General features: G+C 71.2%; 28 protein-coding genes. 10 read left to right on the forward strand and 18 right to left on the reverse strand.

The genetic code is table 11. The features are described 5' to 3' along the window. Window positions 1–180: 180 nt before the first annotated feature. Window positions 181–909 (reverse strand): type 1 glutamine amidotransferase, encoded by a 729-nt coding sequence (locus IE277_RS13405; protein WP_189951958.1) that lies wholly within the window; start codon window positions 907–909, stop codon window positions 181–183. A 21-nt stretch (window positions 910–930) separates the two neighbouring features. Beyond that, on the reverse strand, window positions 931–2169 hold the full coding sequence (locus IE277_RS13410; RefSeq protein ID WP_189951960.1) for a MurT ligase domain-containing protein: 1239 nt from the start codon (window positions 2167–2169) through the stop codon (window positions 931–933). A gap of 149 nt (window positions 2170–2318) precedes the next feature. Here IE277_RS13410 and def point away from each other — a divergent pair, with 149 nt between their 5' ends. Then, the gene (gene def / locus IE277_RS13415; RefSeq protein ID WP_189951962.1) at window positions 2319–2858 is read left to right on the forward strand and encodes a peptide deformylase; all 540 of its coding nucleotides are present in this window, start codon (window positions 2319–2321) and stop codon (window positions 2856–2858) included. A 14-nt stretch (window positions 2859–2872) separates the two neighbouring features. Here the strand turns inward: def and IE277_RS13420 are convergent, their stop codons facing one another. After that, window positions 2873–3517 carry a TetR/AcrR family transcriptional regulator gene (locus IE277_RS13420; RefSeq protein WP_189951964.1) on the reverse strand — a complete coding sequence of 215 codons (645 nt, stop codon included), beginning with the start codon at window positions 3515–3517 and terminating at the stop codon, window positions 2873–2875. 170 nt (window positions 3518–3687) lie between these two features. Between IE277_RS13420 and IE277_RS13425 the strand changes: the two genes are divergently transcribed. Further along, window positions 3688–4917, forward strand: coding sequence for an acyl-CoA dehydrogenase family protein (locus tag IE277_RS13425; protein ID WP_189951966.1), 1230 nt, complete (start codon window positions 3688–3690; stop codon window positions 4915–4917). A gap of 83 nt (window positions 4918–5000) precedes the next feature. Here the strand turns inward: IE277_RS13425 and IE277_RS13430 are convergent, their stop codons facing one another. The 3 genes from IE277_RS13430 to IE277_RS13440 are packed head-to-tail and all read right to left on the reverse strand — an operon-like array spanning window position 5001 to window position 7828. Next, window positions 5001–5534 (reverse strand): cupin domain-containing protein, encoded by a 534-nt coding sequence (locus IE277_RS13430; RefSeq protein ID WP_189951968.1) that lies wholly within the window; start codon window positions 5532–5534, stop codon window positions 5001–5003. 7 nt (window positions 5535–5541) lie between these two features. Beyond that, on the reverse strand, window positions 5542–6756 hold the full coding sequence (locus IE277_RS13435; protein ID WP_189951970.1) for a cytochrome P450: 1215 nt from the start codon (window positions 6754–6756) through the stop codon (window positions 5542–5544). Between the two features lie 7 nt (window positions 6757–6763). Continuing rightward, complete coding sequence (locus tag IE277_RS13440) at window positions 6764–7828, reverse strand: type III polyketide synthase (RefSeq protein ID WP_189951972.1); 1065 nt, start codon at window positions 7826–7828, stop codon at window positions 6764–6766. 324 nt (window positions 7829–8152) lie between these two features. Here IE277_RS13440 and IE277_RS13445 point away from each other — a divergent pair, with 324 nt between their 5' ends. Next, complete coding sequence (locus tag IE277_RS13445; protein WP_308433375.1) at window positions 8153–8659, forward strand: hypothetical protein; 507 nt, start codon at window positions 8153–8155, stop codon at window positions 8657–8659. An 11-nt stretch (window positions 8660–8670) separates the two neighbouring features. Here IE277_RS13445 and IE277_RS13450 read toward each other — a convergent pair whose 3' ends face one another. From IE277_RS13450 to IE277_RS13465, 4 genes are all read right to left on the reverse strand, one after another. Then, the gene (locus tag IE277_RS13450; RefSeq protein WP_189951973.1) at window positions 8671–8904 is read right to left on the reverse strand and encodes a DUF6213 family protein; all 234 of its coding nucleotides are present in this window, start codon (window positions 8902–8904) and stop codon (window positions 8671–8673) included. A gap of 25 nt (window positions 8905–8929) precedes the next feature. Continuing rightward, window positions 8930–10315: an NADP-dependent succinic semialdehyde dehydrogenase gene (locus IE277_RS13455; RefSeq protein WP_189951975.1), complete on the reverse strand. Its 1386-nt coding sequence runs from the start codon at window positions 10313–10315 to the stop codon at window positions 8930–8932. Window positions 10316–10390: 75 nt separating this feature from the next. Next, window positions 10391–10864: an NUDIX hydrolase gene (locus tag IE277_RS13460; protein ID WP_189951977.1), complete on the reverse strand. Its 474-nt coding sequence runs from the start codon at window positions 10862–10864 to the stop codon at window positions 10391–10393. Then, the gene (locus tag IE277_RS13465; RefSeq protein ID WP_189951979.1) at window positions 10861–12399 is read right to left on the reverse strand and encodes an ATP-dependent DNA ligase; all 1539 of its coding nucleotides are present in this window, start codon (window positions 12397–12399) and stop codon (window positions 10861–10863) included. The genes IE277_RS13460 and IE277_RS13465 overlap by 4 nt, the downstream gene beginning before the upstream one ends. A 152-nt stretch (window positions 12400–12551) precedes the next feature. Here IE277_RS13465 and IE277_RS13470 point away from each other — a divergent pair, with 152 nt between their 5' ends. From IE277_RS13470 to IE277_RS13495, 6 genes are all read left to right on the forward strand, one after another. After that, window positions 12552–13127 (forward strand): helix-turn-helix domain-containing protein, encoded by a 576-nt coding sequence (locus IE277_RS13470; protein ID WP_189951981.1) that lies wholly within the window; start codon window positions 12552–12554, stop codon window positions 13125–13127. A gap of 107 nt (window positions 13128–13234) precedes the next feature. Further along, a complete protein-coding gene (locus IE277_RS13475; RefSeq protein ID WP_189951983.1) occupies window positions 13235–14200 on the forward strand; it encodes an NADPH:quinone oxidoreductase family protein in 966 nt (321 codons plus the stop codon). Next, window positions 14197–15378, forward strand: a complete 1182-nt coding sequence (locus IE277_RS13480; protein WP_189951985.1) for an acyl-CoA dehydrogenase family protein — start codon at window positions 14197–14199, stop codon at window positions 15376–15378. Before IE277_RS13475 ends, IE277_RS13480 begins: the two co-directional genes overlap by 4 nt. Beyond that, window positions 15375–16448 carry an acyl-CoA dehydrogenase family protein gene (locus IE277_RS13485; RefSeq protein ID WP_189951987.1) on the forward strand — a complete coding sequence of 358 codons (1074 nt, stop codon included), beginning with the start codon at window positions 15375–15377 and terminating at the stop codon, window positions 16446–16448. The genes IE277_RS13480 and IE277_RS13485 overlap by 4 nt, the downstream gene beginning before the upstream one ends. A gap of 124 nt (window positions 16449–16572) precedes the next feature. Continuing rightward, the gene (locus IE277_RS13490; protein WP_189951990.1) at window positions 16573–17436 is read left to right on the forward strand and encodes a phosphatidylinositol-specific phospholipase C/glycerophosphodiester phosphodiesterase family protein; all 864 of its coding nucleotides are present in this window, start codon (window positions 16573–16575) and stop codon (window positions 17434–17436) included. A 103-nt stretch (window positions 17437–17539) separates the two neighbouring features. Continuing rightward, entirely contained in the window at window positions 17540–17734 is a 195-nt protein-coding gene (locus IE277_RS13495; RefSeq protein WP_189951992.1) for a hypothetical protein, read from the forward strand. A 2-nt stretch (window positions 17735–17736) separates the two neighbouring features. On the opposite strand, the gene IE277_RS13500 is transcribed toward IE277_RS13495, so the two are convergent. Beyond that, entirely contained in the window at window positions 17737–18921 is a 1185-nt protein-coding gene (locus IE277_RS13500) for a phosphodiester glycosidase family protein (RefSeq protein ID WP_189951994.1), read from the reverse strand. 138 nt (window positions 18922–19059) lie between these two features. Beyond that, entirely contained in the window at window positions 19060–19419 is a 360-nt protein-coding gene (locus tag IE277_RS13505; RefSeq protein ID WP_189951996.1) for a DUF779 domain-containing protein, read from the reverse strand. A gap of 134 nt (window positions 19420–19553) precedes the next feature. Between IE277_RS13505 and IE277_RS13510 the strand changes: the two genes are divergently transcribed. Beyond that, window positions 19554–20036, forward strand: coding sequence for a hypothetical protein (locus IE277_RS13510; protein WP_189951998.1), 483 nt, complete (start codon window positions 19554–19556; stop codon window positions 20034–20036). An 89-nt stretch (window positions 20037–20125) separates the two neighbouring features. Here the strand turns inward: IE277_RS13510 and IE277_RS13515 are convergent, their stop codons facing one another. From IE277_RS13515 to IE277_RS13540, 6 genes are all read right to left on the reverse strand, one after another. After that, complete coding sequence (locus IE277_RS13515) at window positions 20126–20809, reverse strand: DedA family protein (RefSeq protein ID WP_189952534.1); 684 nt, start codon at window positions 20807–20809, stop codon at window positions 20126–20128. 129 nt (window positions 20810–20938) lie between these two features. Continuing rightward, on the reverse strand, window positions 20939–21901 hold the full coding sequence (locus IE277_RS13520) for an alpha/beta fold hydrolase (protein ID WP_229881352.1): 963 nt from the start codon (window positions 21899–21901) through the stop codon (window positions 20939–20941). A gap of 50 nt (window positions 21902–21951) precedes the next feature. Further along, on the reverse strand, window positions 21952–22725 hold the full coding sequence (gene budC, locus IE277_RS13525) for a meso-2,3-butanediol dehydrogenase (RefSeq protein ID WP_229881355.1): 774 nt from the start codon (window positions 22723–22725) through the stop codon (window positions 21952–21954). 273 nt (window positions 22726–22998) lie between these two features. Continuing rightward, entirely contained in the window at window positions 22999–24033 is a 1035-nt protein-coding gene (gene sbnA, locus IE277_RS13530; protein ID WP_189952001.1) for a 2,3-diaminopropionate biosynthesis protein SbnA, read from the reverse strand. Between the two features lie 36 nt (window positions 24034–24069). Continuing rightward, window positions 24070–25140, reverse strand: a complete 1071-nt coding sequence (gene sbnB, locus IE277_RS13535; protein ID WP_189952003.1) for a 2,3-diaminopropionate biosynthesis protein SbnB — start codon at window positions 25138–25140, stop codon at window positions 24070–24072. Further along, window positions 25137–26141: a TauD/TfdA family dioxygenase gene (locus tag IE277_RS13540; protein WP_189952005.1), complete on the reverse strand. Its 1005-nt coding sequence runs from the start codon at window positions 26139–26141 to the stop codon at window positions 25137–25139. Before IE277_RS13540 ends, sbnB begins: the two co-directional genes overlap by 4 nt. Window positions 26142–26176: the final 35 nt, after the last annotated feature.

Below are 26176 nucleotides of genomic sequence, written 5' to 3' on the forward strand. Positions count from 1 at the left end.
GTGGGCCGGGTAACCGGACCACGTTGTCCGGTGGATTCCCGGTCACCCTACCGGCGTGAGGGGGTCGTTCCGTAGCGGGCGTCCGCTTGCTGGACGTGCCCGCACATGTGAGCGGACAGTCCGTCAGGCGGGCCCACTACGAGACTGCCGGAGCGCGCTGGAGAAACGCTGCAGCGTGACTTACGCGGGCTGCTGAGCAGCGGTGATCCGCTCGTCGCGCAGCGCCTCGTACCAGCGGTCGTCGACCGGCGGCAGCGCGTTGACATCGAGCGCCAGCTTCAGCAGCAGGTCGGCGATCAGCGGGTTGCGGGCGAGGACCGGGCCGTGCATGTACGTGCCGAAGACGGTCCCGTTGTACGCGCCCTCCGTGCCGTCCCCGGTGCCGTTGCCCCGGCCGATCTTCACCCGGGCGAACGGGCGGGCGGTCGGGCCGAGGTGGGTGACGCCCTGGTGGTTCTCGAAGCCGGTCAGCTGGGGCAGCCCGAGCTGCGGGTCGATGTCGCCGAGTACGTCGCCGACGCACCGCTCGCCCTCGCCGCGCACCGAGACCACGTCGAGCAGGCCGAGGCCCGGCTCACGCTGGCCGAGGTCGTTGATGAACTCGTGACCGAGGATCTGGTAGCCGGCGCAGACCGAGAACACGATCGCGCCGTTCTGCACCGCCCGCTGCAGATGCCCGTCGCGGCGCAGCCGCTCGGCGGCGAGCCGCTGCGGACGGTCCTCGCCGCCGCCGATCAGATAGATGTCGCCGGAGGTCGGGATCGGCTGGTCGCTGCGCACGTCGAGCCGGGCCACGTCCAGGCCGCGCTGCCGGGCCCGCCGCTCCACGACGAGGGCGTTGCCCTGGTCGCCGTAGGTGCTGAGCAGGTCCGGGTAGATCCACACCAGCCGCAGTTGGTTGTCGCTCATGAGGTGATCGCCCTTCGAAGATCAGTTGCCGACGCGGCGGCGCAGGTCCTGGAACGCGGTGTAGTTCGCGATGACCTCGATCCGGCCGGGCGGGCACATCTGCACGGCCTGGTCGAGGTTCTCGCAGACCTGGAAGTGCTGGTTCGCGACCTCCAGACGGACGGCGAGGTCCAGCTTGCGGTCGCCGAGCACGAAGATCGGGTGGCCGCTCAGCCGGGTGTAGTCGACGTCCCACAGCCAGGAGGTGTCGGTGCCGTCGGCGCCGCGGGCGTTCACGGACAGGATCACCGGGGCGGGCGGCGGGTCGATCAGCGAGAAGGTCTCCAGCCAGCCGGCCGGGTTCTTCGCCAGCAGCAGCCGCAGATCGCGGCCGAGGAACTGGACGACGTCGTACCGTCCGGCCACGGCCTGTACCTGGTACATCCGTTCCAGGGCGACCTGCGGCGGCACCCCGAAGACGGCGGCGACGGCGGCCGAGGAGGCGGCGTTCGCCTTGTTGGCGCGGCCCGGCAGCTGCAGATGGATGGGCCAGGCCGAGCCGTGCGGGTCGAGCACATGGTCCCCGGACAGCGCCCAGGCCGGCTGGGGCCGGCGGAAACCGCACTCGCCGCAGAACCAGTCGTCGCCGGGGCGCTGCATCACACCGCCGCAGGACGGGCAGGACCAGGCGTCGTCCTTCCACATCTGCCCGGCCGCGACCCAGATCACATTCGGGGAGGAGGAGGCGGCCCAGACGACCAGCGGGTCGTCGCAGTTGGCGACGATGACGGCCTTGGAGCCGGCCAGGCCCTCGCGCCAGTTCTCGGCGAGCATCCGGGTCTCGGCGGCGCGGTCGAGCTGGTCGCGGGAGAGGTTGAGCAGCGCGATGCACTTCGGGCTGGTGTCCCGGGCGACGCCGGCCAGGTACTTCTCGTCGACCTCGATGACGCCGAACTTCGACTCGGTGCCGCCCGCGAGCGCGGAGGTGATACCGGCCGGCATGTTGGCGCCGAGCGCGTTCGAGACGACCGGGCCCGCGGCGCGCAGCGCCTCCGCGATCAGCCGGGTGGTCGTGGTCTTGCCGTTGGTCGCCGACACCAGGACGACGTCCAGGTTCTGTGCGAGCCGTGCGAGCAGGTCGGGGTCGAGTTTCAGCGCGACCCGGCCGCCGATCACCGACCCGCTGCCGCGTCCCGCGGCGCGCGATGCCGCGGCGACCGCCTTGCCGGCCGTCACGGCCAGCTTGGCCCGCGGCGTGAGCGGGTCCGAGTTGCCTGCCATCAGTTCTCGATCCTCCTTGCGTACGCGCCGCGCCTGGGGCCATCCGGCAACGTGGTGTGGTCCTCAGCCTATCGAGATCCATTCGCACACCCGAATCCCGGCCCTCGTGCGCGACGGGTATGAGCTGAAGGAACCGTACCCTTGCCGCTATGCGACACGGCACGATCCCGGGCGCCCACGGGCGCGTCCGCCCCCTTTCCCTGCTCGGAGACGGCACGCTGCACGAGCCCTGCCGGGAGGTCACCGACTTCGGCTCCGAAGTGTCCGGCCTCGTGGAGGACTTGTTCGCGACCATGTACGCGGCGCAGGGCGTGGGACTGGCGGCGAATCAGATCGGGGTGCCGTTGCGGGTTTTCGTCTACGACTGTCCGGATGACGACGATGTGCGGCATCTCGGCCATGTGGTGAACCCCCGCCTGGTCGAGACGGACGGTGTGGTGATCCGCGGCCCGGAGGGCTGTCTGTCCCTGCCGGGTCTGGAGGCGGGGACGGAGCGCTACGACCATGCGGTGGTCGAGGGTCTCACGGTGACCGGGGAACCGGTCACCGTGCACGGCACGGGTTTCTTCGCGCGGTGCCTGCAGCACGAGTACGACCACCTGGAGGGCCGGGTGTACGCGGACCACCTCACGGGGTGGCGGAAACGCAGACTGACCAGGCAGATCAACCGGGCTTCATGGCACAGGTGAGGGGGACCGGCCCCTCAGAACCCCGGACCCCCGATTTTGTCCCCCGCGGCCGCGAGGCGGCCCCACAGCAGGTCGGCGAGCGACCTCACCAACTCGGCGCGGGAACAAGGCCGTTCGCCCAGCCACCAGTCCCCGGCCGCGTGCATCATCCCGACGATGCCATGCCCCCACACCCGCGCCAGCTGCTGACTCTCCGGTCCGAGATCCACCCGCTCCTCGATGACCTGGGCCAGTTCCTCGCCCATCCTGCGGAGCAACGGCGCCGAGTGCTTGCCGACATCGAAGCCCTGGTCCGCGCCCGTGCTCCCCTCCGCCGGGTGCATCAGGAAGCGGTACACCTGAGGACGTGCCTCGATCGCGGCGAGATAGGTGTCCAGCGTGGACTCCACCCGTTCCCGCCGGTCCGCGGGAGCGTCCAGCGCCGCCCGCAGCGAATCGAGCAGCGCGTCCGTGTGGCGCTTGGCGAGCGCCGCGTAGAGTCCGCCCTTGTCGCCGAAGTGGCGGTACAGGATCGGCTTGGTGATCCCGGCCTCCGCCGCGATCGCGTTCATCGACGCCTGTGGGCCGTCGCGCAGCACCACCCTGTCGGCGGCCTCCAGCAGCTCGCGCCGTCGGCGGTCGGCGGACCGCTGTTGATCGGTCCGCTGCGTGGTGTCCATGTGCTCTCCCCACCCGTGCTGATTCGGTGACGCCTGCGCAAACTAACACTGACTGTGCCCCTGACATCGAACGGGATGCCGAGGCGTCATCGACGGTTGACTTTTCCTACCCGTCGGTAACACACTCGGGTTACCGCTAGTAACACCGTACCGCCGCCGCTGGAGGGGACATGGCCGAATTCACCATGGAGCTGAACGACGAACAGAGGGAAGTCCGGGACTGGCTCCATGGCTTCGCCGCCGATGTGATCCGCCCCGCGGCCGCCGAGTGGGACGAGCGCGAGGAGACCCCCTGGCCGGTCATCCAGGAGGCCGCCAAGGTCGGCATCTACTCCCTTGACTTCTATGCCCAGCAGTACTTCGACCCCACCGGCCTCGGCATCCCGATGGCCATGGAGGAGCTCTTCTGGGGCGACGCCGGCATCGCCCTGTCCATCGTGGGCACCGGTCTGGCCGCCGTGGGCGTTCTCGCCAACGGGACCGAGGAGCAGATCGGCACCTGGATCCCGCAGATGTACGGCGACCAGACCGATGTCAAGGTCGCCGCGTTCTGCTCCTCCGAGCCCGACGCCGGATCCGACGTGGCCTCCATGCGCACGCGAGCCGTGTACGACGAGGCGGCGGACGAGTGGGTGATCAACGGCACGAAGACCTGGGCCACCAACGGCGGCATCGCGGGCGTCCATGTCGTCGTGGCCAGCGTCGACCCGGAGCTGGGCTCCAAGGGGCACGCGTCCTTCATCGTCCCGCCGGGCACCGCGGGTCTCGCACAGGGCCAGAAGTTCAAGAAGCACGGCATCCGTGCCTCGCACACCGCCGAGGTCATCCTCGATCACGTCCGTGTCCCCGGCTCCTGTCTGCTCGGTGGCAAGGAGAAGCTGGACGAGCGGCTCGCCCGGGCCCGCGAGAAGGCGAAGGCCGCCGGCGGCGAGCGCGTGAAGAACGCGGCCATGGCGACGTTCGAGGCGTCCCGGCCCGCCGTGGGAGCCATGGCTGTCGGTACCGCCCGGGCGGCTTACGAGGTCGCGCTCGACTACGCCAGGACCCGCGAGCAGTTCGGGCGGCCGATCATCGACAACCAGGGTGTGGCCTTCCAGCTCGCCGACATGCGGACGCAGATCGACGCGGCTCGTCTGCTCGTCTGGCGGGCCTCGTGGATGGCGGTCAACGGCAGGCCGTTCACCGCCGCCGAGGGATCGATGTCCAAGCTGTTCGCGAGTGAGACCGCGAAGAAGGTGACCGCGCAGGCGATCCAGATCCTGGGCGGTAACGGGTACACGCGTGAGTACCCGGTGGAGCGGATGCACCGGGACAGCGCGATCTACACGATCTTCGAGGGTACGAGCGAGATCCAGCGGCTGGTCATCGCGCGCACGCTGGCCGGGATGACCATTCGGTAGCGCCATGGGGGGTGCTGCGCGATCCGGTCACTCCGTCGCGTGTGGCTGGTCGCGCAGTTCCCGGCGCCCCTGGGTGGGGAAACTCACCTGTGTCTCAAGGGTGTCAGTTGCTCGATGTCGTACTTGGCCCTCAGCGCCTCGATGGCTTCCTGGTCCGGCGGGCCGCCGTTACCCAGAATTTCCAGCAGCTCTTCGAAATAGCGCTCGTGGTCGGGTGGCGGGGATGCCTGGAAGAACATCTTCGCCGGTGTGTCCGTCGGGTTCGTGAACGCGTGTGGGCAGCCCGGGGGTACGACGATGACCGTGCCCGGGGTGGCCCGTACCACCCTGCTGCCCGAACTGGACTCCCACTTCTGCCAGTTGTCGGGGGTACGGACGCGCGGCTCGAAGGCGAGGACATCCAGTTCGCCCTCCAGCACGTAGAACAGCTCCTCGCTGCGGGTGTGCACATGGGCGCCCACGTCGAAGCCCGGCGGGACCTCCACCTCGAAGGCGGAGGCCATCCGCGAATGCGTGCCGGTGACCTTGAACGTCACCCGCTGGGCCGGCGTCTCCACGACACGGCCGTGGCCCGGCGGTACATACAGTCCCTCGGTCACTCCCTCGGTCCAGGTCATGGTCGGCTCACCAGGTCACCGGCAGGGCCTCGGGCCCCCGGATCAGCGCGCCCTTCTTGAAGGGCACCTTCTCCGGCGGTACGGCCAGCCTCAGGCCCGGTACCCGGTCCAGCAGGGCGTCCACCAGGAGTTCCTCCTCCAGCCGGGCCAGCATGTTGCCGGGACAGAAATGCGGGCCGAAACCGAAGGACACATGGGGGTTCGGGCTGCGGGAGAAGTCGATGGTCTCCGGGTCGGGGAAGACCTCCGGGTCGCGGTTGGCGGCCAGATAGGAGTTGTACACCGCGTCTCCCGCGCGGATCCGCACGCCCCGGATCTCCACGTCCTCCAGGGCGATCCGGGACAGGCCGACCGCGTTGCGGTGCGGGATCCAGCGCAGGATCTCGTCGATCGCCCTGGGACGGATCTCCGGCTCCGCGCGCAGCCGGTCCACCAGGTCGGGGCGGGTCAGCAGCAGATAGAACATCTGCCCGCTGTTGTTGGTGACCGCCTCGCCGCCGATCTGCAGGAGACCGGCCAGCCCGACGGCCTCCTCCAGGGTGACCTCGCCCCGGCCCACCGCGGCGCCCAGCAGCGAGGCGACGTCCTCGGCCGTGCTGTTCTCGCGCAGCCCGATCAGGTCGGAGAAATAGGCGGCCATCTCCCGCTTGGCCTTCTCGCTCACCTCCTTGCCGTTCGAGGAGGACAGGATCAGCTGCGTCCAGGTGTGCATGGTGTGCCGGTCGGCGGCCGGGACGCCCATCATTTCGCAGATCACCGCGATCGGGAACGGACTGAGGACCGCGGCCGTGAGATCCGCGGGCGGGCCGTCCTGGAGGAGTTCGTCGACCAGTTCGTCCAGCATGGCGCGCGATTTCTCGCGCACCCGCTCCACGCCCTTGGCGGTGAACGCGGCCGCCACCGAGCGGCGCAGCCGGGTGTGGTCGGGCGGGTCGAGGAAACCGACCGCACCCGGGTCCGGGATGAAGTGCGGGGCCAGCCGGGTGACCGGCTTCTTCATCACCTCCTCGCGGCTGAAGCGGGGGTCGTTGGTGACCATGCGGACGTCGTCCATCCGGGTCACCAGCCACGCCCAGCCCTCGCCGTTGGGCAACTGGATGCGGGTGACCGGTCCCTCGCGCATCAGCTCCCTGAGCACCGGGTCGAAGTCCGTCCCGGTCAGGTCGAGCGCGGGCCAGTGCCGGATCGGGGGCAGGGTCTCGGTGAGCGTCTCTTCCGTCATGCCGTATTCATGCCGTTTCTCGGTCAGGGCCACGCCAGCGGCCCAGCGCCATTTCCGCGGTGATGCCGGGTCCGAACCCGGCGAGGAGCCCGCGCGCCCGGTGCTCGGCGCCGCCCTCGTCGAACATCCGGCGCAGCGCGTCCAGCACGACGCCGGAGGCGATGTTGCCGTACTCCGTGAGGGTGGCCCGGCTGAACCGGAACGCGTGCGGGTCGACCTGGAGGAACTTGCTCAGGTCATCGAGGATGCGGGGTCCGCCGGCGTGGACGATGTAGAAGTCCAGGTCGGACGCGTCCCAGCCGTGCATGCCCGCGAGATCCTGCAGCGCCGGGGCCAGCGGCTCCATGGTGGCCGGCACCCGCTTGTCGAGCAGGAAGTGGAACCCGGTCGCACGGACGTCGTACATGATCCACTCTTCGGTCTTCGGGATCAGGTACGAGCCGTTGCGTTCGAGTTCGATGCCGGTGCCGCCCTTGCCGCGGACCACGGCGGCGGCTATGCCGTCACCGAACAGGCCGTTGGAGAGCAGCGAGCCGACGCCGAGGTCGGTGGGCTGGTAGCACAGCGAGCAGAACTCGCAGGCCACTATCAGAGCGTTGGCCTCGGGGTAGGCCGAGCAGAAGTCGTGCGCGCGGTTGATCGCCGCGCCGCCGGCCGCACAGCCCAGCTGGGCTATGGGGAACTGCCGGGTCGTGGGATCGAAGTCCATCTCGTTGATCAGCCACGCCGTGAGCGAGGGCATCATGAAGCCCGTGCACGAAACGTAGATGATCATGTCGATGTCGGTGGTCAGGAGCTCCGCGTCGTCGAGCGCCCGCTGGATCACCGCGGGGACCCGGGCCTTGGCCTCGGCCTCGTAGAGCTTGTTGCGGTCCTCGAAGCCGGGGTGCTTGAGGGTCTCCTCGATGGGCTGCACGATGTGCCGGGTCTTGACGCCCGTGTTCTCGATCAGCCGCAGCGCGAGCGGCAGTTGCGGGTGATCCGCGTGGCGGGAGCGCGCCAGTTCCAGCGTCTCCTCCATCGTGATCACGTGTTCCGGAACCGACACCGATGGTCTGCACAAAGTCGCCATGAACCGTGCCTGCTTTCAGCCTTCCGGAAGGCCTTTGCCCGCCGGTCAGAAGGACGTTCACCTCAAGAGGTGGTTCACCCACGATCACTCGGACCGGCGACGATCTCTCGCCGAACTACTCCAGACCGGGGATGCCGTGCCAGGCTCGGGTGACAAGTGCCACATCCAGGTGAGGGAGAACGCCATGACGGGTAGGGCCCGGGAACTGCTGCGCACGACCACCGGAGCGCTCGCCCCGGACCCGGCGGCCAACCCCGTCGTTCCGCTCGTGGAACGCGGCGAGGCACCCGTACGGACGCTCGCGAGCCTCGCCCTGGAACAGCGGTGGGTGATCCCGGCCGACCGCCGCGCCTTCGAGCACCTGGCGCAACGCGCCGACCCCGGCTGCGCGGCCTTCTTCACCACCCTCGCGACCGGCGAGGAACTGGCGGCGGCGCATCTGGAGGCCTTCGCACGGGCCTGTGGCGTGACGCAGGACCAGTCCCGCGCCTACGTCCCCCTGGCCGGCTGCCAGGCCTACCCCGCCATGTCTCCTGGCTGGCCCTCAACGCATCGCCCGCTGACGTCGTCCTCGCCCTCACGGCGAACTTCTCCGCCTGGGGCGGCTACTGCGCCCGTATCGCGACGGGCCTGCGCACGCACTACGGCTTCGGGGACGAGGCCTGCGCGTTCTTCGACTTCTTCGCCGAGCCGGCCCCCGACCTGGACGCACAGGCGGCGTCAGCGGTGCAGGCGGGCCTGGACTCGGGCACCCTGGACCCGGACAGCGCGCACACGTACGGAACCCTGCTCCAGAAGTACGAGAGCATGTTCTGGTCGACGCTGAGCTGACCCGTCCACCTCTACGGCGCCCCGCTGCTGTGCGCGATACACGCCACGTCGATACGATCCGCCAGCTTGGCCAGCTCGATGGTCAAAGCCGCGACCGTGTCCTCGTCCAGCCCCTGCTCCCCGGTCTCGACGAGCCGCAGCCACCGAGCCCCCACGGTCCGCAGCAACTTACTCACATCGGCCGCACCCACCTGCAGGGCCCCGCGGTCGTCCACGATCAGAGGCAGAGTCACTTCGCCGTTCACAAACCGGATGCTAGCCGCGCGGCGCTCACGCACCCTGCCAAACCGTGGTGATGTTGCAGAACTCGCGGATTCCGTGCCCGGACAGCTCACGCCCGTACCCGGACCGTTTGACCCCGCCGAACGGGAACGCCGGATGGGAGGCCGTCATCCCGTTGACGTACACCGATCCGGCCTCCAGATCGCGGGCGAACCGCTGCACCTCGTCGTCGTCCCGCGTCCACACGTTGGAGCTCAGACCGAACGGCGAGTCGTTGGCGATGAGCAGGGCCTCGTCCAGGTCGCCGGCCCGGTACAGCGTGGCCACCGGACCGAACGCCTCCTCCCGGTGGATGCGCATCTGGCGGGTGATGCCGGCCAGCACGGTCGGCGGGTAGTACCAGCCCGGCCCGTCCGGCCGTGCGCCGCCGCACCGCACCTCGGCGCCGCTGCGCCGCGCGTCGTCGACCAGTTCCTCCAGGTCGGCCCGTCCCTGCTCGGTGGCGAGCGGTCCGACGTCGGTGTCCTCCGCCAGCGGGTCGCCGAGCCTGAGCGCCGCCATCCCGGCGACGAACTTCTCGGCGAAGGCGTCGTAGACATCGCGGTGCACGATGAACCGCTTCGCCGCGATGCAGGACTGCCCGTTGTTCTGCACGCGTGCGGTGACCGCCACCTGCGCCGCCCGGTCCAGATCGGCGGAGGGCATCACGACGTACGGGTCGCTGCCGCCCAGCTCCAGCACCGTCTTCTTGACCATCTCCCCGGCGGTGGAGGCGACCGCCCGGCCCGCCGGCTCACTGCCGGTCAGTGTCGCCGCCCGCACCCGCTCGTCGCGCAGGATGCCGTCCACCGCGCCCGAGCCGATCAGCAGCGTCTGGAAACAGCCCTCCTTGAAGCCCGCCCGATGGAACAGGTCCTCCAGATACAGGGCCGTCTGGGGGACGTTGGAGGCGTGTTTGAGCAGGCCCACGTTGCCGGCCATGAGCGCGGGCGCGGCGAAGCGTACGACCTGCCACAGCGGGAAGTTCCACGGCATCACCGCGAGCACCGGCCCGAGCGGCCGGTAGCACACCCGGACCCGGGACGCCCCGGAGTCCGTCACATCCGCCTCGGCGGGCTCCTCGTCCGCCAGCAGGGACTCGGCGCGTCCGGCGTACCAGCGCATCGCCTTCGCGCACTTCGCGGCCTCCGCACGCGCCTGCTTGACCGGTTTGCCCATCTCCAGGGTCATGGTCCGGGCGATCTCCGGCCGGTCCTCGTCCAGCAGATCGGCGGCCTTGTCCAGCAGCCGGGCCCGCTCGGCGAACGTGGTGGTCCGGTACGTGCGGAACGTGGCCTCGGCGAGCTGGAGCCGGCGTTCCAGCTCCTCCTCGCCCATGGGCTCGTACGTCTTGAGCGTCTCGCCGTTCGTCGGGTTCACCGTCGCGATGGGCATGGCTGACCTCCCTGGGAGCGGGCTTGACTCGACCTTCGCGCGCGGGCGTGCGCTGCGCAACGCGTGGCGTCCGGTTCAGTCCGTGTGCTCGGCCAGCCGGTCGAGAAACGCCCGCTGCGCCGCGACGACCAGCTCGCGGGCCCGGTCCAGGCCGAGCCACTCCACCCGGTCCAGCTCCGGGAACTCCTGCTCCCGGCCGGAGCGCGGCGGCCACTGAAGGGTGAAGGTACCGGGGGTGAAAGCGCTCAGATCGGGGTCCGCCTCGACGGCCCACACCGTGACGATCTTGCCGCTCTTCTGCACGACCTCGCCCAGCGGTACGGCCGTCCCGTCGGGCGGCGCGAGCCCCAGCTCCTCCTGGAACTCGCGCCGTGCGGCCTCCCAGGGCGGCTCGTCGGGCTCGTACTCCCCCTTGGGGACGGTCCACGCCCCCGCGTCCTTCTTCGCCCACAGCGGACCACCCATATGGCCGAGCAAGACCTGCAGGCCGTCGTCGGTGTGCCGGAACAACAGCAGTCCCGCGCTGCGCTTCGTCGCACGCACCGTCATGGTCCGACCTCCGGGTGGGCCGCCAGCAGGGCCTCCACCGTATCGGCCTCCTCGGGGCGCTTGTCCTCGCGGTAGCGGACCACCCGGGCGAAGCGCAGGGTGACGCCGGCCGGGTAGCGGGAGGAGCGCTGCAGCCCGTCGTAGGCGATCTCCACGACGAGTGCGGGGCGGACCCGGACCACCCAGCCGTCGTCCTCGACCGCCAGTTCCCGCAGCCGCTTCGTCTGCCAGGCGAGCATCACATCGGTCATGCCCTTGAAGGTCTTGCCGAGCATCGCGAAGGTGCCGTCCGGGTTGCGGGCGCCGAGGTGGAGGTTGGAGAGCTTGCCGGTGCGGCGGCCGTGGCCCCACTCGGCGGCCAGCACGACCAGGTCCAGGGTGTGCACGGGCTTGACCTTCAGCCAGGAGGCGCCGCGTCGGCCCGCGCTGTAGGGCGCGTCCAGCGCCTTGACCACCACGCCCTCGTGCCCCCGGGCCAGGGTCTCGGCGAGGAACCGTTCCGCCGCCGCGATGTCCTCGGGGCCGGAGGCGACCGTACGGCGCACCCGCAGCGGCTCGGGCACCAGCCGGGCCAGCTCCGTGTGCCGCTCGGCGAAGGGCAGGTCCAGCAGATCGGTGCCGTCGACCGACAGGGCGTCGAAGAAGACGGGGGAGAGCGGGACCTGACCGGCCGCCCTCGCCACGTCCGTGCGGGAGCCGACCCGGCCCGCCGTCTCCTGGAAGGACCGGGGCCGCCCGGCGTCGTCGAAGGCGAGCACCTCGCCGTCCAGGATGAACCGCTCACCCCCCAACTGGCGTGCGATGGTGGTCACTTCGGGCAGCCGGTCGGTGATGTCGTCCAGCGTGCGGGTGTGCACCCGGACCGTGTCGCCGTCCCGGTGGACCTGCACCCGGATGCCGTCCAGCTTCTCCTCCACCGCGCACGCGCCCAGCTTCTCCACCGCCTCGGCGACCGAGGAGGCGCTCCGCGCGAGCATCGGCAGCACCGGGCGGCCCACGGTGAGCCGGAACCGGTCGAGCGCCCCGGGTCCCTCGGCGAGCAGGGCCCGCGCGACCGGCTGCAGCGACCCGGCGAGCATCACGGCCCGGCGTACGGCGGCCGGGTCCGCGTCCCTCGCCAGGGCGAGGCCCTCCACGGCGACCGCGTCCAGCGCGCCCTGCCGCACCTCGCCGGTGAGCAGACCGAGCAGGAAGCGCTGCTCCTCCTCGGTGGCCGCGCCCATCAGCTCGCCGACGAGCCGGGCCCGCTGTGGCTGCGAGCCTGGTCCCGACACCTTGCCCAGCCCGGTGAGCAGCGCGTCGACCTCCCGGACCGTGAGCGTGGGTGCCGCGGCCGGCGGCACCGGGCGGCTGAGCGCCTTCCAGCCGACGCCGAGCCGGCCCTGCGGCAGCCGGCCGGCCAGATACGGGATGACGATCGGCACGTCGTCCGCCTCCGTCTCCCGGAACAGCTCCGCGAGCAGTGCCGTCTTGCGGGAGCGGGCCGCTGTCGCGGCGACTTCCCGAGACACCTGGGCGAGCCGGGCAAGCAGCATGGGGCCATGGTGCCTCAGCGCTCCGCGGGATGCGCGGTACCTCGCGGCCGTGCGTCCGCCCGGTGCGGTGCGCTGTCGGCCGCGGGCGCTGTTGCGGCTGCGTGAGCGCCGCGGGATTGACAAACACATTTGCCGATCCTGCAATGGTGGTCATGAGCACGGACGACGTACTGGCGGAAGTGGGCCCCCGGCTGCGGCGCATGCGCAAGGACCGGGACGTGACCCTCGCCGGGCTGTCCGAGGCGACGGGGATCTCCGTGAGCACCCTCTCCCGGCTGGAGTCGGGGCTGCGCAAGCCCAGCCTCGAACTGCTGCTGCCCATCGCCCAGGCCCATCAGGTGCCGCTGGACGAGCTGGTCGGCGCGCCGCCGGTGGGGGATCCGCGGGTGCGGTCCAAACCGATCGTGCGAGGCGGGCGCACCCACTGGCCGCTCACCCGCCAGCCCGGTGGCCTGCAGGCCTTCAAGGTGCTCGAACCCCAGCGGAAGGAGGAGCCCGACCCGCGCACCCACGAGGGCTATGAGTGGCTGTACGTCCTCTCGGGCCGGCTGCGGCTGGTCCTCGGCGAGCACGACGTGGTGCTGTCTGAGGGGGAGGCGGCCGAGTTCGACACGCGCGTGCCGCACTGGTTCGGTTCGACGGGGGACGGGCCGGTGGAGTTCCTCAGTCTGTTCGGGCCGCAGGGGGAGCGGATGCATGTACGCGCGCGGCCGGCGTCCGGGAAGTGAGCCACACGACGCGCGCCGGGGCCGGGCACGCTGTTCCCTGATCGGCAAGCGACCGCTTAGTATGCCGTCGGACCCGGTCAGACGAAGCAGTCCCGTGGAGGCCCCGCATGCAGGCATGGCAAGTGCACGAGAACGGCGAGCCGAGCGAGGTGATGCGCCTCGCGGAGGTGGAGCGGCCCACGCCCGGCGACGGCCAGGTGCTCCTGCGGGTGCGCGCCGCCGACATCAACTTTCCCGACGCGCTGCTGTGCCGGGGCCAGTACCAGGTACGCCCGCCGCTGCCGTTCACGCCCGGCGTGGAGATCTGCGGCGAGACCGAGGACGGCCGCCGGGTGATCGCCAACCCCGTGCTGCCGTACGGCGGCTTCGCCGAGTACGCCCTCGCCGACGCCCGCGCCCTGCTGCCCGCGCCCGAGTCACTGGACGACGCCGAGGCCTCCGCGCTGCACATCGGCTACCAGACCGGCTGGTTCGGCCTGCACCGCCGGGCCCGTCTGGAAGCGGGGGAGACCCTGCTCGTGCATGCCGCGGCCGGCGGGGTCGGCAGCGCCGCCGTGCAGCTCGGCAAGGCGGCCGGCGCCACCGTGATCGGGGTCGTCGGCGGCGCCGACAAGGCCGCCGTGGCCCGGGAGATCGGCTGTGACGTGGTGGTCGACCGCCGCGCCGAGGACGTGATCGCGGCCGTGAAGGAGGCCACCGGCGGCCGGGGCGCCGATGTGGTCTACGACCCCGTCGGCGGCGAGGCCTATGCCCAGTCCGCCAAGCTCGTCGCCTTCGAGGGCCGGATCGTCGTCGTCGGCTTCGCCAGCGGCAGCATCCCCAGCCCGGCCCTCAACCACGCGCTGGTGAAGAACTACTCGATCCTCGGCCTGCACTGGGGCCTGTACGCGACCAAGAACCCGAAGCTCATCCTGCGCTGCCACGAGGAACTGACCGAACTGGCAGCCCGGGGCGCGATCAAGCCGCTGGTGAGCGAGCGGGTGCCGCTGGACGAGGCCGCCGCGGCCGTGCAGAAGGTGGCGGACGGCCGCTCCATCGGCCGGATCGCCGTGGTGATGGAGGGAGCAGCATGACCGACGCCGACGAACTGGTCCGCCGCACCCGGGAGTTGCTCGCCGAGCACCCCCCGGCGAGCACGGACCGCCTGGACTTCCTGCGGGCCCGCTTCGACGCCGGCCTCGCCTGGGTGCACTACCCGCAGGGCCTCGGCGGACTGGACGCCCCGCGCTCCCTGCAGGCCGTGGTGGACGCCGAACTGGAGGCCGCCGGCGCCCCCGACAACGACCCCCGGCGCATCGGCATCGGTCTCGGCATGGCCGCGCCGACGATCCTCGCGTACGGCACCGAGGAGCAGAAGCAGCGCTATCTGCGACCGCTGTGGACGGGGGAGGAGGTCTGGTGCCAGCTGTTCAGCGAACCCGGCGCCGGCTCCGACCTCGCCGCGCTCGGCACCCGGGCCGTACGGGCCGGCGAGGACTGGGTGGTCAACGGGCAGAAGGTGTGGACGTCCAGCGCCCATGTCGCCCGCTGGGCCATCCTCATCGCCCGCACCGACCCGGACGTGCCCAAACACGCGGGCATCAGCTACTTCGTCTGCGACATGACCGACCCCGGAGTCGAGGTCCGGCCGCTGCGCCAGATCACCGGCGAGGCCGAGTTCAACGAGGTCTTCCTCACCGACGTCCGCATCCCCGACAGCCGCCGCCTCGGCGGGATCGGCGACGGCTGGCGGGTCGCCCAGACCACGCTGATGAACGAGCGCGTCTCCATCGGCGGCATGCGCCTGCCCCGCGAGGGCGGCATGATCGGCCCCGTCGCGCAGACCTGGCGGGAACGCCCCGAACTGCGCACCCATGAACTCCACCAGCGTCTGCTGAAGCTGTGGGTCGAGGCCGAGGTCTCCCGTCTCACCGCCGAACGCCTGCGCCAGCAGCTCGTCGCCGGCCAGCCCGGCTACGAGGGCTCCGGCATGAAGCTCGCCTTCGCCCGCCTCAACCAGGAGATCAGCGGCCTGGAGGTCGAACTCCGCGGTGAGGAGGGCCTGTTGTACGACGACTGGACCATGCGCCGGCCCGAGCTGGTCGACTTCACCGGCCGCGACGCCGGCTACCGCTATCTGCGCTCCAAGGGCAACAGCATCGAGGGCGGGACCAGCGAGGTCCTGCTGAACATCGTCGCCGAGCGGGTCCTCGGCCTGCCCGCCGAGCCGCGCACCGACAAGGACGTCGCCTGGAAGGACCTGGCCCGATGACCGATCTTCTCTACTCCGAGGAGGAAGAGGCGCTGCGCGCCGCCGTCCGCGACCTGCTCACGGACCACTGCGCACCGGCGGACGTCATCGCCCGCGCCGAGTCCGGCGCCCCGCACGACCGCGCCCTGTGGAAGACCCTCGCCGAGGGCATGGGCCTGGCCGGGCTCCTGATCCCCGAGGAACAGGGCGGCCAGGGTGCCTCCGCCCGCGAAGCCGCCGTCGTGCTGGAGGAGCTGGGCCGGGCGGTCGCGCCCGTGCCGTACCTCACCAGCGCGGTCGTGGCCACCGAGGCCCTGCTGGCCTGCGGCGACGAGGAACTGCTGGGACGGCTGGCCGCCGGGCGCACCATCGGCGCCCTGGCGGTCGGCCTGCACGTGGCGCCGGGCGGCGAGGTGAGGACCGTACGGGCGGAGGACGGCGGGCTGCACGGCGAGCTGACCGGTATCGCGGATGCGGACGTGGCCGATGTCCTGCTCGTCCCGGCCGACGACGGCGGCCTGTACGCCGTGGCCGCCGACGCCGTGACGGTCACCCCGCAGACCTCCCTGGACCTGACCCGGCCCCTGGCGACGGTACGGCTGGAGGGTGCGCCGGGCCGGCGCGTCGGCGATGCCGGACCCGCCGTACGACGCGCCCTGCGCACCGCCGCCGGACTGCTCGCCTCCGAGCAACTCGGCCTCGCCGACTGGGCGTTGACCGAGACGGTCCGCTATCTGAAGGAGCGCAAGCAGTTCAACCGGCCGGTCGGCGGTTTCCAGGCCCTCAAGCACCGGCTCGCCCAGCTGTGGCTGGAGGTCGTCAACCTCAGGGCTGCGGCGCGGGCGGCCGCCGACGCGGTGGCCTGCGGCGAGGACGCCGATGTGATGGTGGCCGTTGCCCAGGCCTATGCCGCGCCTGTCGCCGTCCACGCCGCGGAGGAGGCACTGCAGTTGCACGGTGGGATCGGGATGACGTGGGAGCACCCGATCCACCTGTATCTGAAGCGGGCCAAGGCGGACTCGATCGCCTATGGCACGGCGGGGGCGCATCAGGGGGCACTGGCCGGTTTGGTCGATCTTCAGGGGCCGTGACCGTGTCCCGCTTCGGGTGCAGGTGAACGGAGGGTGAACTCCCGGGCGGATGGGGCCTGTTGGGTGTGTGGTGCACGCATACTCCCTTCGGTCCCATCCGGTATCCCAAGGGGAGGCAGAGCACATGGCCCTCAGCACCCGTCGCGGAGCCCTCACCACGCTCGGCGCCGCCCTCGCCGGTGCGGTCGTCCTGCCCGGGGCGCAGGCCTGGGCGGGCAGCCCGCACCGGGGTCGGCGCCCGCTGTGGAACGCGCACGCCCACAACGACTACGAGCAGCACCGGCCGCTGTCCGACGCGCTCGGCCACCGCTTCGGCAGCGTCGAGGCCGACATCTTCCTCGTCGGCGACCAGCTCCTCATCGGTCACGACGCCTCCGAGCTGGATCCGGCCCGCACTCTCGAATCCCTCTATCTCGACCCGCTGGCCGCCCTGGTCCGGGCCAATGGCGACTCCGTGTACCGGGGGTGGCGCCGGCCACTGCAGCTCCTCGTCGACATCAAGACCGAGGGATCGTCGACGTACCGCGAACTCGACCGTCATCTGCGCCGCTTTCCGCACCTGTTCACCCGGTACGACCACGGCCGTATCCACCCCGGACCCGTCACCGCCGTCATCTCCGGCGATCGCGCCGCCCGCGCCCCCATGCAGGCGCAAGCGGAGCGGTTGGCCTTCTACGACGGTCGGCTCGCCGACCTCGGCGGCGCCGCTCCCGCCTCCTTCATCTCACTGATCAGCGACAACTGGACACAGGTGTTCACCTGGTCCGGTGACGGCGCGTTCCCCGACGCCGAGCGGCGGAAGCTGCGCGGCATCACCGCCGCCGCGCACGCCCATGGGCAGCGGGTGCGCTTCTGGGCCACCCCGGACGCCGCGGGCCCGGCCCGCGACGCCCTGTGGACCGAGCTGCTCGCCGCCGGCGTCGATTACCTCAACACCGATGACCTGGCAGGCCTGCAGGCCTTCCTCGACGCCCACCCCACGGCCTGACACCACACGTTCGGGGGACACGTCAGCTGCCCGGACGAACCCTCCGCTACGCCACACTTACGGCCGAACGCCGCACAAGGGGCGTGGCGGAGGAGGTTCCCCGATGGCCGTATCCATCTCTGCGGTGCTGTTGCTGCTGATCCTGGCCGTGATCTTCATGCGCAACGGCGCGTTGAAGGTTTCCCATGCCCTGGTCTGCGTGCTGCTCGGCTTCTATCTGGCCGGCACGAGCATGGCGCCCACCATCCACAGCGGGCTCACCACGACCGCGGACCTGGTGAGCAGTCTGCGGCCCTGAGCTCAGCCGGCCGAGAACACGCCGATGCCGTTCGCGACGGGACGCTCGGCGCCACTGCTGGGGTGGTTACGGACGGTCACGGTGCTCGCGCCCGCGTCGCGGGTGACCAGCTCGCTCGAGCCGCCCCCGTCGAGGTTGAACGCGTCGGACGCGCCCAACGCGCGCATGGTGGCCGCCTCCTCGGCGACCGTCATACCGGTCCGGTAGGCGGCGGCCCCGTCCAGCGCGAGGATCAGCAGATGCCGTCCGCCGTCGGCGAAGCCCACGGCCGTGCGCACCGCCGAGGTGACGTTGTCGAGACCGGACAGCGGCGCCCCGTTCTCCAGGACCGGGAAGCCGCCGATCGCGAACGCGTACGGCACATGGGAGGAGGCCGCCGCCAGACGGTGCGTGACGGTCACCTTGTCACCGACCGAGAGTTTGCGCAGCTGCCGCGCACCCTCCTCGCGGCCCACGAGGACCGTGGTGTCCGCCGGGATCGAGCCGCCGCCCGGGGCGTCGGCGGCGGAGGCCACCCGGCCGCCTTGCACCCTCACCTCGTAGGTGTCGGTGCTGCACGGAGCCGAACGCTGGGCGTCGGTGCCGCACACGGAGCGCATCCGGGAGGCGCTGCCCCACGTCGAGGTGAAGGCACCGACGGAGTTCTCCGGGAGCGCGTACTGGTTGAGTCCCCGCAGGGGGAGCCCGCCCTCGGGCGTGGTGACGCTGCCGACGAGGGACAGCCGGTCGAGCCGGGCCCGCCGGTCGGTGCCCACCCCGAAGACGTCCTGGGTGTTCGTGCCCGGCGGCAGCGAGGGCCCGAACCGCTGGCCGTTCGGCACCGCCGCCTTCAGCACCTGCCCGCCCGCGATGGCCGGTCCGACGCCGGCGCCGGTGGCCTCCACTCCCGGGTGCTGGGTCTCGGTGATGTTGAAGAAGTCACCGTTGACCCCCGCGACCGCCCCGGCCGCGTCCGCCATCCGGGAGACCGTGTCCCGGGCCGCCACCGCGTCCGGGTGCAGCAGATCCACCCGGACACGCTTGTCGGCCAGGTCGACCGTGACCAGATGGGCGTGTGTCGTGCCCGCGCCCGCCTTGACGTCGAACTGCCGGTAGGAGACACCCGGCGCGATGTGCTTGCCGGCCCCTACGGCACTGGCCGGTGCCGCCCCCGCCGGGGCCGCACCGGCCAGTACTCCGAACGCCATGACACCTGTGAGAACCGCTCTGCCCGCTGCCGAACGCCTGCGACGTCTGGTCACCGTGCCCCCTGATGCCTCGTCAACTGTCCCTGTCGTACGGGTTTTACGGGGCAGTGGACCAGAACGCGGCGACCGCAGGGCCGACTAGACGTCGACTACGCGAGAACGGGTGAGAAAACGCACCCCCTCGGGTGCCTCCAGGGAGAAGCCACTACCCCGTCCGGGTACGACGTCGACGATCAGCCGGGTGTGGCTCCACGCCTCGTACTGGCTCCGGGACATCCAGAAGGTGACCGGCTCGGCCACACCGTCCACGGCCAGCTCGGCCAGCAGCACGTCCGAGCCACCGGTACGGAACTCGCCGTCGGGATAGCACATGGGCGCGCTGCCGTCGCAGCAGCCGCCGGACTGGTGGAACATCAGCGGACCGTGCGCGGCACGCAGCCGCCGTACCAGGTCGGCCGCCTGAGGCGTGAGTTCGACGCGCGGGCTTTCCTCGTCCATGGGGCACCGTCCTTCAGAGCCGGGGCGCGGTCGCGGACCCGGCCCAGTCTCATGGATCGTCACAGACCCGTCCAGCACGCGTCGTCGCGTCGACCCGTCGGAGCGGTGGGCGGTGCGCCTGAGAGGATGGGCACATGAGTGCCTTTTCCGGTCGGCCCGAGCCGCGTGACGTGCCCGTCGGCGCATACCCGCGCTGGGACGAGGCGCTGGCGGCCGTCAACCGGGACCTGGCGGTGAGCGCCCCCGAGCAACGGCCCCTGCGCCTGATCGTGTACCCGGAGACCGGGGACGAGTACGTCTACGTGGCCCTCTCCAACGGCGAGGCGCACGGCAGCTCCTTGACGGAGGCGGAGACCGCCGCCGAGACGCTGATGGCGGTCGTCGAGGCCGCCCAGGACACGGTGACGGAGCGGCTGTGGCGGGCGTGGCCCCTGTGCACCGTCCATGACCTCGGTATGCACCCGCGCGACATCGACGGCCGGCCGTCCTGGTGGTGCGCGGGCGGCGCCCGCAAGGGCGACCCGGCTCATGTCCGCGCGACGATCGGCGAACTGGACACCGTCGACCGCGCCCGCCCCGTCACCCGCAAGCGCCCCAAGGCCCGCAGACTCCGCTGACGGAGAGCCGGACGATCGAGCACATCGAGACCGCCCCCGACGACACCGTTCGGCGGGTCACGCCCGGCACCGCCGTCCCGCCGGACGGGTCACGTGTCGGGCGGGGGATCTGTAGGACGGGTGCGGCCGGGGCCGCGGCGTGCGGCTCGGCGGCGCTCGCGGCGGGCGCGGCGCCCCTCGAACAGGAGGGGCAGCATCGACACGACGACGACCAGGGCGACCAGGGGCAGCAGATAGTCGTCCAGGTGCGGGATCGAGGAGCCGAGGGTGTAGCCGGCCAGGACGAGCGCCTGTGACCACAGCACCCCGCCCACCGTCTGCCAGAGCGTGAAGGTGCGCGCGGGCACCCCGAGCGCGCCGGCCACGGGGTGCAGGACCGTCCGCAGCAACGGCACGAACCGGCCGATGACCAGCGCCTTCCCATAGCCGTACCGGGCCAGCAGCTGCTCCGCGCGGGCGGCTGCCGCCTTCACCCGCGGGCTCGACGTACGGGCCAGCAACGCCCGTCCGCCCTGCCGCCCGACCAGGTATCCGACCTGCCCGCCGGCCACCGCCCCCACCGCCGCGCACAGCAGGACCTGCCACAGCGCCAGCCGCGGCGGCTGGCCCGCGCTCCCGGCGCACAGCACACCGGCCGGGAACAGCAGGGTGTCACCCGGCAGGAAGAAGCCGACGACCAGCAGACCGGACTCCGCGAAGATCACCACCAGTACGCCGATCGCCCCGAAGGCGGCCAGCACCGAGGCGCTGTTCAGCGGGTTGACGGCGATCACCGGACCGAGCCTCCTGGCCTTCTCGCAGGGGTACTCGCTCACCAGCATCGCCCGTGCTCCCCGAATCCGCCCGCCCCGGCACCGGGCGAGACGCTCCAGGAGCTCGGACCAGCCGCGGTGCGGTGGGGATCAGGGGCAGGCCGTGAGGAACTCGACGAGCGCCGCGTTCACCTCGTCCGGGCGTTCCTGCTGGGTCCAGTGACCGCAGCCCGCCAGCTTCAGGGGCGCGCGCCGCAGGTTGGGCATCAGGTCCGGGAGTTTCGCGATGAGTTCCGGGGTGCCGGGGAAGGCGGGGACGACGTCACGGTCGCCGTAGATGTAGAGGGCGGGCGGGGTGACCCGGGCGCCCTGCCACGCCGCGGTCAGTTCCCAGTTGCGGTCGAGGTTGCGGTACCAGTTGAGCGCCCCGGTGAAGCCGCGCGAGAAACTCTCCGTGAGCGCGTCGAGGTCGTCCTCGGTGAACCACTCCGGCAGGACCTCGGGGTCCTCCATGTCCACGAGCCAGCCACGCTCGGGGTCGACCAGGGGCTGTCCGCCGTCACCGGCGTGGGGCGCGTCGCCGGAGCCCCAGTAGAAGAACTTCCGCAGCGTGGTGCGCGTGTCCTCGGCGAACTCGGCGTCGGCGACACCGGGGCGGTTGAAGTAGTTCCAGTAGAAGCGGCCGCCGAACATCTTGTCCATGGCGGGCAGCGGAGGCTGCGTCCCCCGGAACGGTGGCGGCACACTCAGCCCCGCCACCGCGCGCACGACGTCGGGCCGCAGCAGCGCGGTGTGCCAGGCGACCGGCGCGCCCCAGTCGTGCCCGACGACATACGCCTTCTCCTCGCCCAGGGCCTGGATCAGCCCGACGACGTCGCCGACGAGGTGGAGGATGGAGTACGCGTCGACGGCGTCCGGGTGATCGCTGCGTCCGTAACCACGCTGGTCGGGGGCGACCACGCGGAAGCCCGCGGCGGCCAGTGGGCCGAACTGGTGGTGCCAGGAGTGCCATGACTCGGGAAAGCCGTGCAGGAGTACGACCAGGGGGCCTTCGCCCTGCTCGGCGATGTGCAGCCGGATGCCGTTCACATCAATCATTCGATGCTCAACCATGTGTCCGAGCGTACGTGAAGTGATCACCGGCAGCCCGCCGTCCGGCACGGTCAGAACATGCGGGGCTGACCGTTCGACGCGCTGAGTCCGCCGTCGACGGGAAGGTGGGCGCCATTGACGAAACGGGCGTCGGAACTGGCCAGGAACGCGATGGCATCGGCGACTTCGGCCGGTTCGGCCGGACGCCGCATCGGGATGCGCTCACGGAACGCGGCGAGCGCGTCCTCGTTCTCGACGATGAACGAGGTCACCGGGGTGCGGGTGAGACTCGGGTGTACGGCGTTGACCCGCACGCCCTCGTGCCCGTGGTCGAGCGCCATGGCGTTGGTCAGGTTGACCAGGGCCCCCTTGGCGGCGTTGTAGGCGGCCAGGCTCCAGTCCGCGCCGAGCCCGGACACCGAGCCGACGTTGACGATGCAGCCACCGACGCGCCGCAGATGAGGCAGCGCGGCCCGGGAGGCGAAGAAGACACCGTCGACATCGACCGCGAAGGTCCGGCGCCACTCGGCGGTCTCGGTGTGCTCGACGGTACCGGCCGTGGCGGACCCCGCGTTGTTGACCAGCACGTCCAGCCGGCCGTACTCCTGTGCCACGTCGTCGATCAGCGCCGTGACGGCCGGCTCGTCGGAGACGTCCGCGGCGCGCGGGACGATCGTCGCCCCCGGCGGAGCGTCGGCGGCGGCCGCCTTCAGCCGGTCCTCGGTCCGCCCGACGGTGATCACCGTGGCGCCCTCGCGCCCGAGCCGGTACGCGGTGGCGGCGCCGATGCCGGATCCACCACCGGTGACGATCGCGACCTTCCCCATGAACCGTTTCCCGTCCACTGTCACTCCTCCTCGCACGCCGACCATGAGTCACCGACGTCAGGTAATCCCGACGGTGCGGACGGCGCAAGACCGCCAAGGGCGGAGCGCGCGGGCCGGCCGGAACCGTTCTCCCGGCGGGGCCGGATCGCGGACGGCCACGTGGACGCGAGGGTGTGTGCCGCTCGATCCCGCCTGATCGACCGGGAGCCCGGCCGGACTTCGCAGCGCAAGCCCGGCCGGGCGTCCCTGACGGCGAACCGGATCCCGTGGCGGCCCACCGCCACCGGGCCGCTACGGCGTGCGCCTGCGGTCCGGTGCCCGTGCCGCGGACTCGGCCTCCGGGGACAGGGCGCTCATCCGCGCGGTGTCCAAGCTCTCCAGCACCTGATCGCCGTACAGGTCCTGAAGCCAGTTGGTCTGGTAGATGGTGTCGAGGTAGCGCTCCCCGAGGTCCGGGGCGACGGCCACCGCGGTCATGCCGGGTCTGCCGTTCCGGGCCAGCCAGTCCGCCGCGGCGCTGACCACCGTCCCGGTGGAGCCGCCGAACAGGAAGCCGCGTCTGGCCAGGCGATGGCACATACGGATGGTGTCGGTCTCCTCCACCCACATCACCTCGTCCACACAGGACTCGTCGAGCAGCGGCGGGCGCATGCTCATACCGACGCCGGGGATCATCCGGCGGCCCGGCTCGCCGCCGAACGAGACCGAACCCAGGGCGTCCACGGCGACGACGCGCACCGGGCGGTGCCACTGGCGGAAGTAGCGGGCGCAGCCCATCAGGGTTCCGGTGGTACCGGCCCCGATGAAGACGACGTCCACATCGGGGAACTGGCGGACTATCTCCGGGGCGGTCGTGCGGTAGTGCGCCAGCCAGTTGCCCTCGTTGGTGTACTGGCTGAGCCACACATACCGGTCGTCGGCGGCACACAGCGCACGGACGTACTCGATCCGTGTGCCCAGGAAACCGCCGTTGGAGTCCTGGTCGGCGACGATGTGCACATCGCTGCCGAGCGCCTCCATCAGGAGTCTGGTCGACAGGTTGCAACGGGAGTCCGTCACACACAGGAACCGGTAGCCCTTGCTGGCGGCGATCATGCTGAGCGCGACGCCCAGGTTCCCGGACGAGGACTCGACGAGGACGGAGTCCGCTGTCAGGACTCCGTCCCGCTCGGCGGCCTCCACCATCTCGTTCGCGGCCTTCAGCTTGATGGATCCGGCGAAGTTGAAGGCCTCGCACTTCAGATAGAGCGGGTGTCCGCAGATCGACAGCAGGTCGACGAAGAGGTCGCCCTCGTTGAAGGCGTAGGGAGCGGAGATGACAGGCACGGCGGGCCTCCTGGTGCCGGGCCGACGACGACGGCCTCAGCCGTACCGGCGCAGCTCGTGGAAGAAGTCATCGATGAGACGGAGATCGCCCGTCCGGGACACCTCGTCGTAGACGTACTTGCCGACGACCAGGTCGAGAACACCGAGTCCGAAGGGTGAGAAGACCACCGGCCGGTCGGTCGGCGGAGCGGCCCGTCCGGCCATCACGTCCTCAAGCGTTCCGTTCAGGAAGTCGCGGTTGCCGGTGAGCTGTTCGACGAGATGAGGGGATGTGTCGGCCTTCAGACAGTGCTCGACGTCGTCGACGAAGTTCGCCGAACCGAGGAGGATCTCGGGGGCCAGGTCGCGCAGCGACACATGCAGGACCAGGGGGTTGTGGGAGAACAGGGCCGGGTCGGTGACATGCGGCCGGCCGGCGACGGTGGCGAAGACCACGAGGTCGCTGGCGCGGACGAGGTCCTCGGCGCTGTCATGGACGGTGATCCGCGCGGTGGTGCCGGCCTGCCGCAGATAGCCGCAGTAGCCCTCCGCGCTGTCGGCGGACACGTCGTGCACTCCGACCGCTTCGAAGTCCCAGCCCGTCCCGGCCAGGAAGGTGTGGATGTAACGGGCGATCAGCCCCGTACCGAAGAACCCGACGCGGGTGGGACGGGTCCGGCCGCGGCTGAGCCAGTCGGCCGCCAGCGCCGCGGAGGCCGCGGTCCTGGTGGCGCTGATGATCGAGCTCTCCAGGCAGGCGAACGGGTAGCCCGTGTCGTGGTCGTTGAGGATCAGGACCGCGGAGGCACGGGGCAGTCCGGCGCCCACGTTGTCCGGAAAGCTGGAGATCCACTTCAGGCCGTCCACGCGGTCCGGTCCGCCGATGGCGGCCGGCAGCGCGATGATCCGCGCCGTGGGACGGTCCGGGAAGCGCAGAAAGTACGACGGCGGGTTGACCGACTCTCCCGCGCCGTGCAGCCGGTAGGCGGTCTCGACCAGCTCCACCAGCTGTCTCTCACGTCCGCTCAGCGCTTGCCGCACCTGCTCACCGCTGATCACCGCGAACGTCGGTGCGTCGGCCCGCCCGGACACGGCCGGCCGGGGTGCGCTCGACAGAAGATCGGTCATCGCTCGCTCGCCTCCTCGGCCGGGCAGTGGTCGGCGGGCCGCAGGGGCTCGCCCATGCCGACCAGTACCTGCCGTTCTCCGCCGAACGCCTCCCGGCTGTGCGCGGTGCGGATGTTGTCCACGAGCATCAGGTCACCGGCCTGCCAGGGTTCGCGTCGGGTGTGCGCCTCGTAGACGCCGTTGATCAGCTGGACGACGTCCTCCTCGATCGGACTGCCGTCGCCGTAGCGGGTGTTGAAGGGCAGTCCGTCCGCGCCGTAGACGTCCACCAGGTACTCACGCACCTCCGGGGCGAGGGTCCACTCGTTGAGGAAGGCGATCTGGTTGAACCAGCAGCGCCGGTTGGTGAACGGGTGCCGGACGACGGCGCCGCGGCGCTGCTCGGTGCGCAGCGTCCCGTCGGGCTGCCAGGTGACGTCGATGGCGTTCGCCCGGCAGTAGCGCTCGATCTCGGCGCGGTCGGCGGTGCCGAACGACTCCGTCAGGCTCGCCCCGATCTCGTCGTTGTAGGCGCGGGTCAGGATCCAGCCCTCCCGCTCGAACCGTTCGGTGAGCCCCGTGGGCAGCGCGCGCAGGATCTGTTCGGCATCAGCCAGTGCCGTCGCCCCGCCCTGCTCGGGCGCCGTGAGGCAGGCGAACAGCAGCAGGCCGGGCACCTGGAGCGGGTAGCTCAGCTCGTGGTGCATGCACATCGGCTGGTTGGCCGGCCAGGCCGTGGAGGAGTACAGCCCCGGGCCGTGGGCCTGACGGGGGGCGAAGGCCTCCCGCTCCGTCAGGAGGGCACCGGCCAGACGCGCGAAGACGGCACCGACCTGCTCGGTGTCCCGCAGTCCGAGACCGCGGACGACCAGCGCCCCGTGCTCGGTGACCTGCGCACGCAGCGCTTCACGGTACTCGGCCGCCCAACTCGGGGCGTCTTCTGGGGGATCGACGCACAGCAGCGCCGGCTGGTCCGGTCGCAGCTCCACATCGAGCGGTGATGCCAGGGATGAGAACGGCATCTCGGGTTTCCTTTCGGTCGACCGCCCGCGGTTCG

The sequence above is a fragment of the Streptomyces alanosinicus genome (assembly GCF_014650595.1).
GTDB classification, from domain to species: domain Bacteria; phylum Actinomycetota; class Actinomycetes; order Streptomycetales; family Streptomycetaceae; genus Streptomyces; species Streptomyces alanosinicus.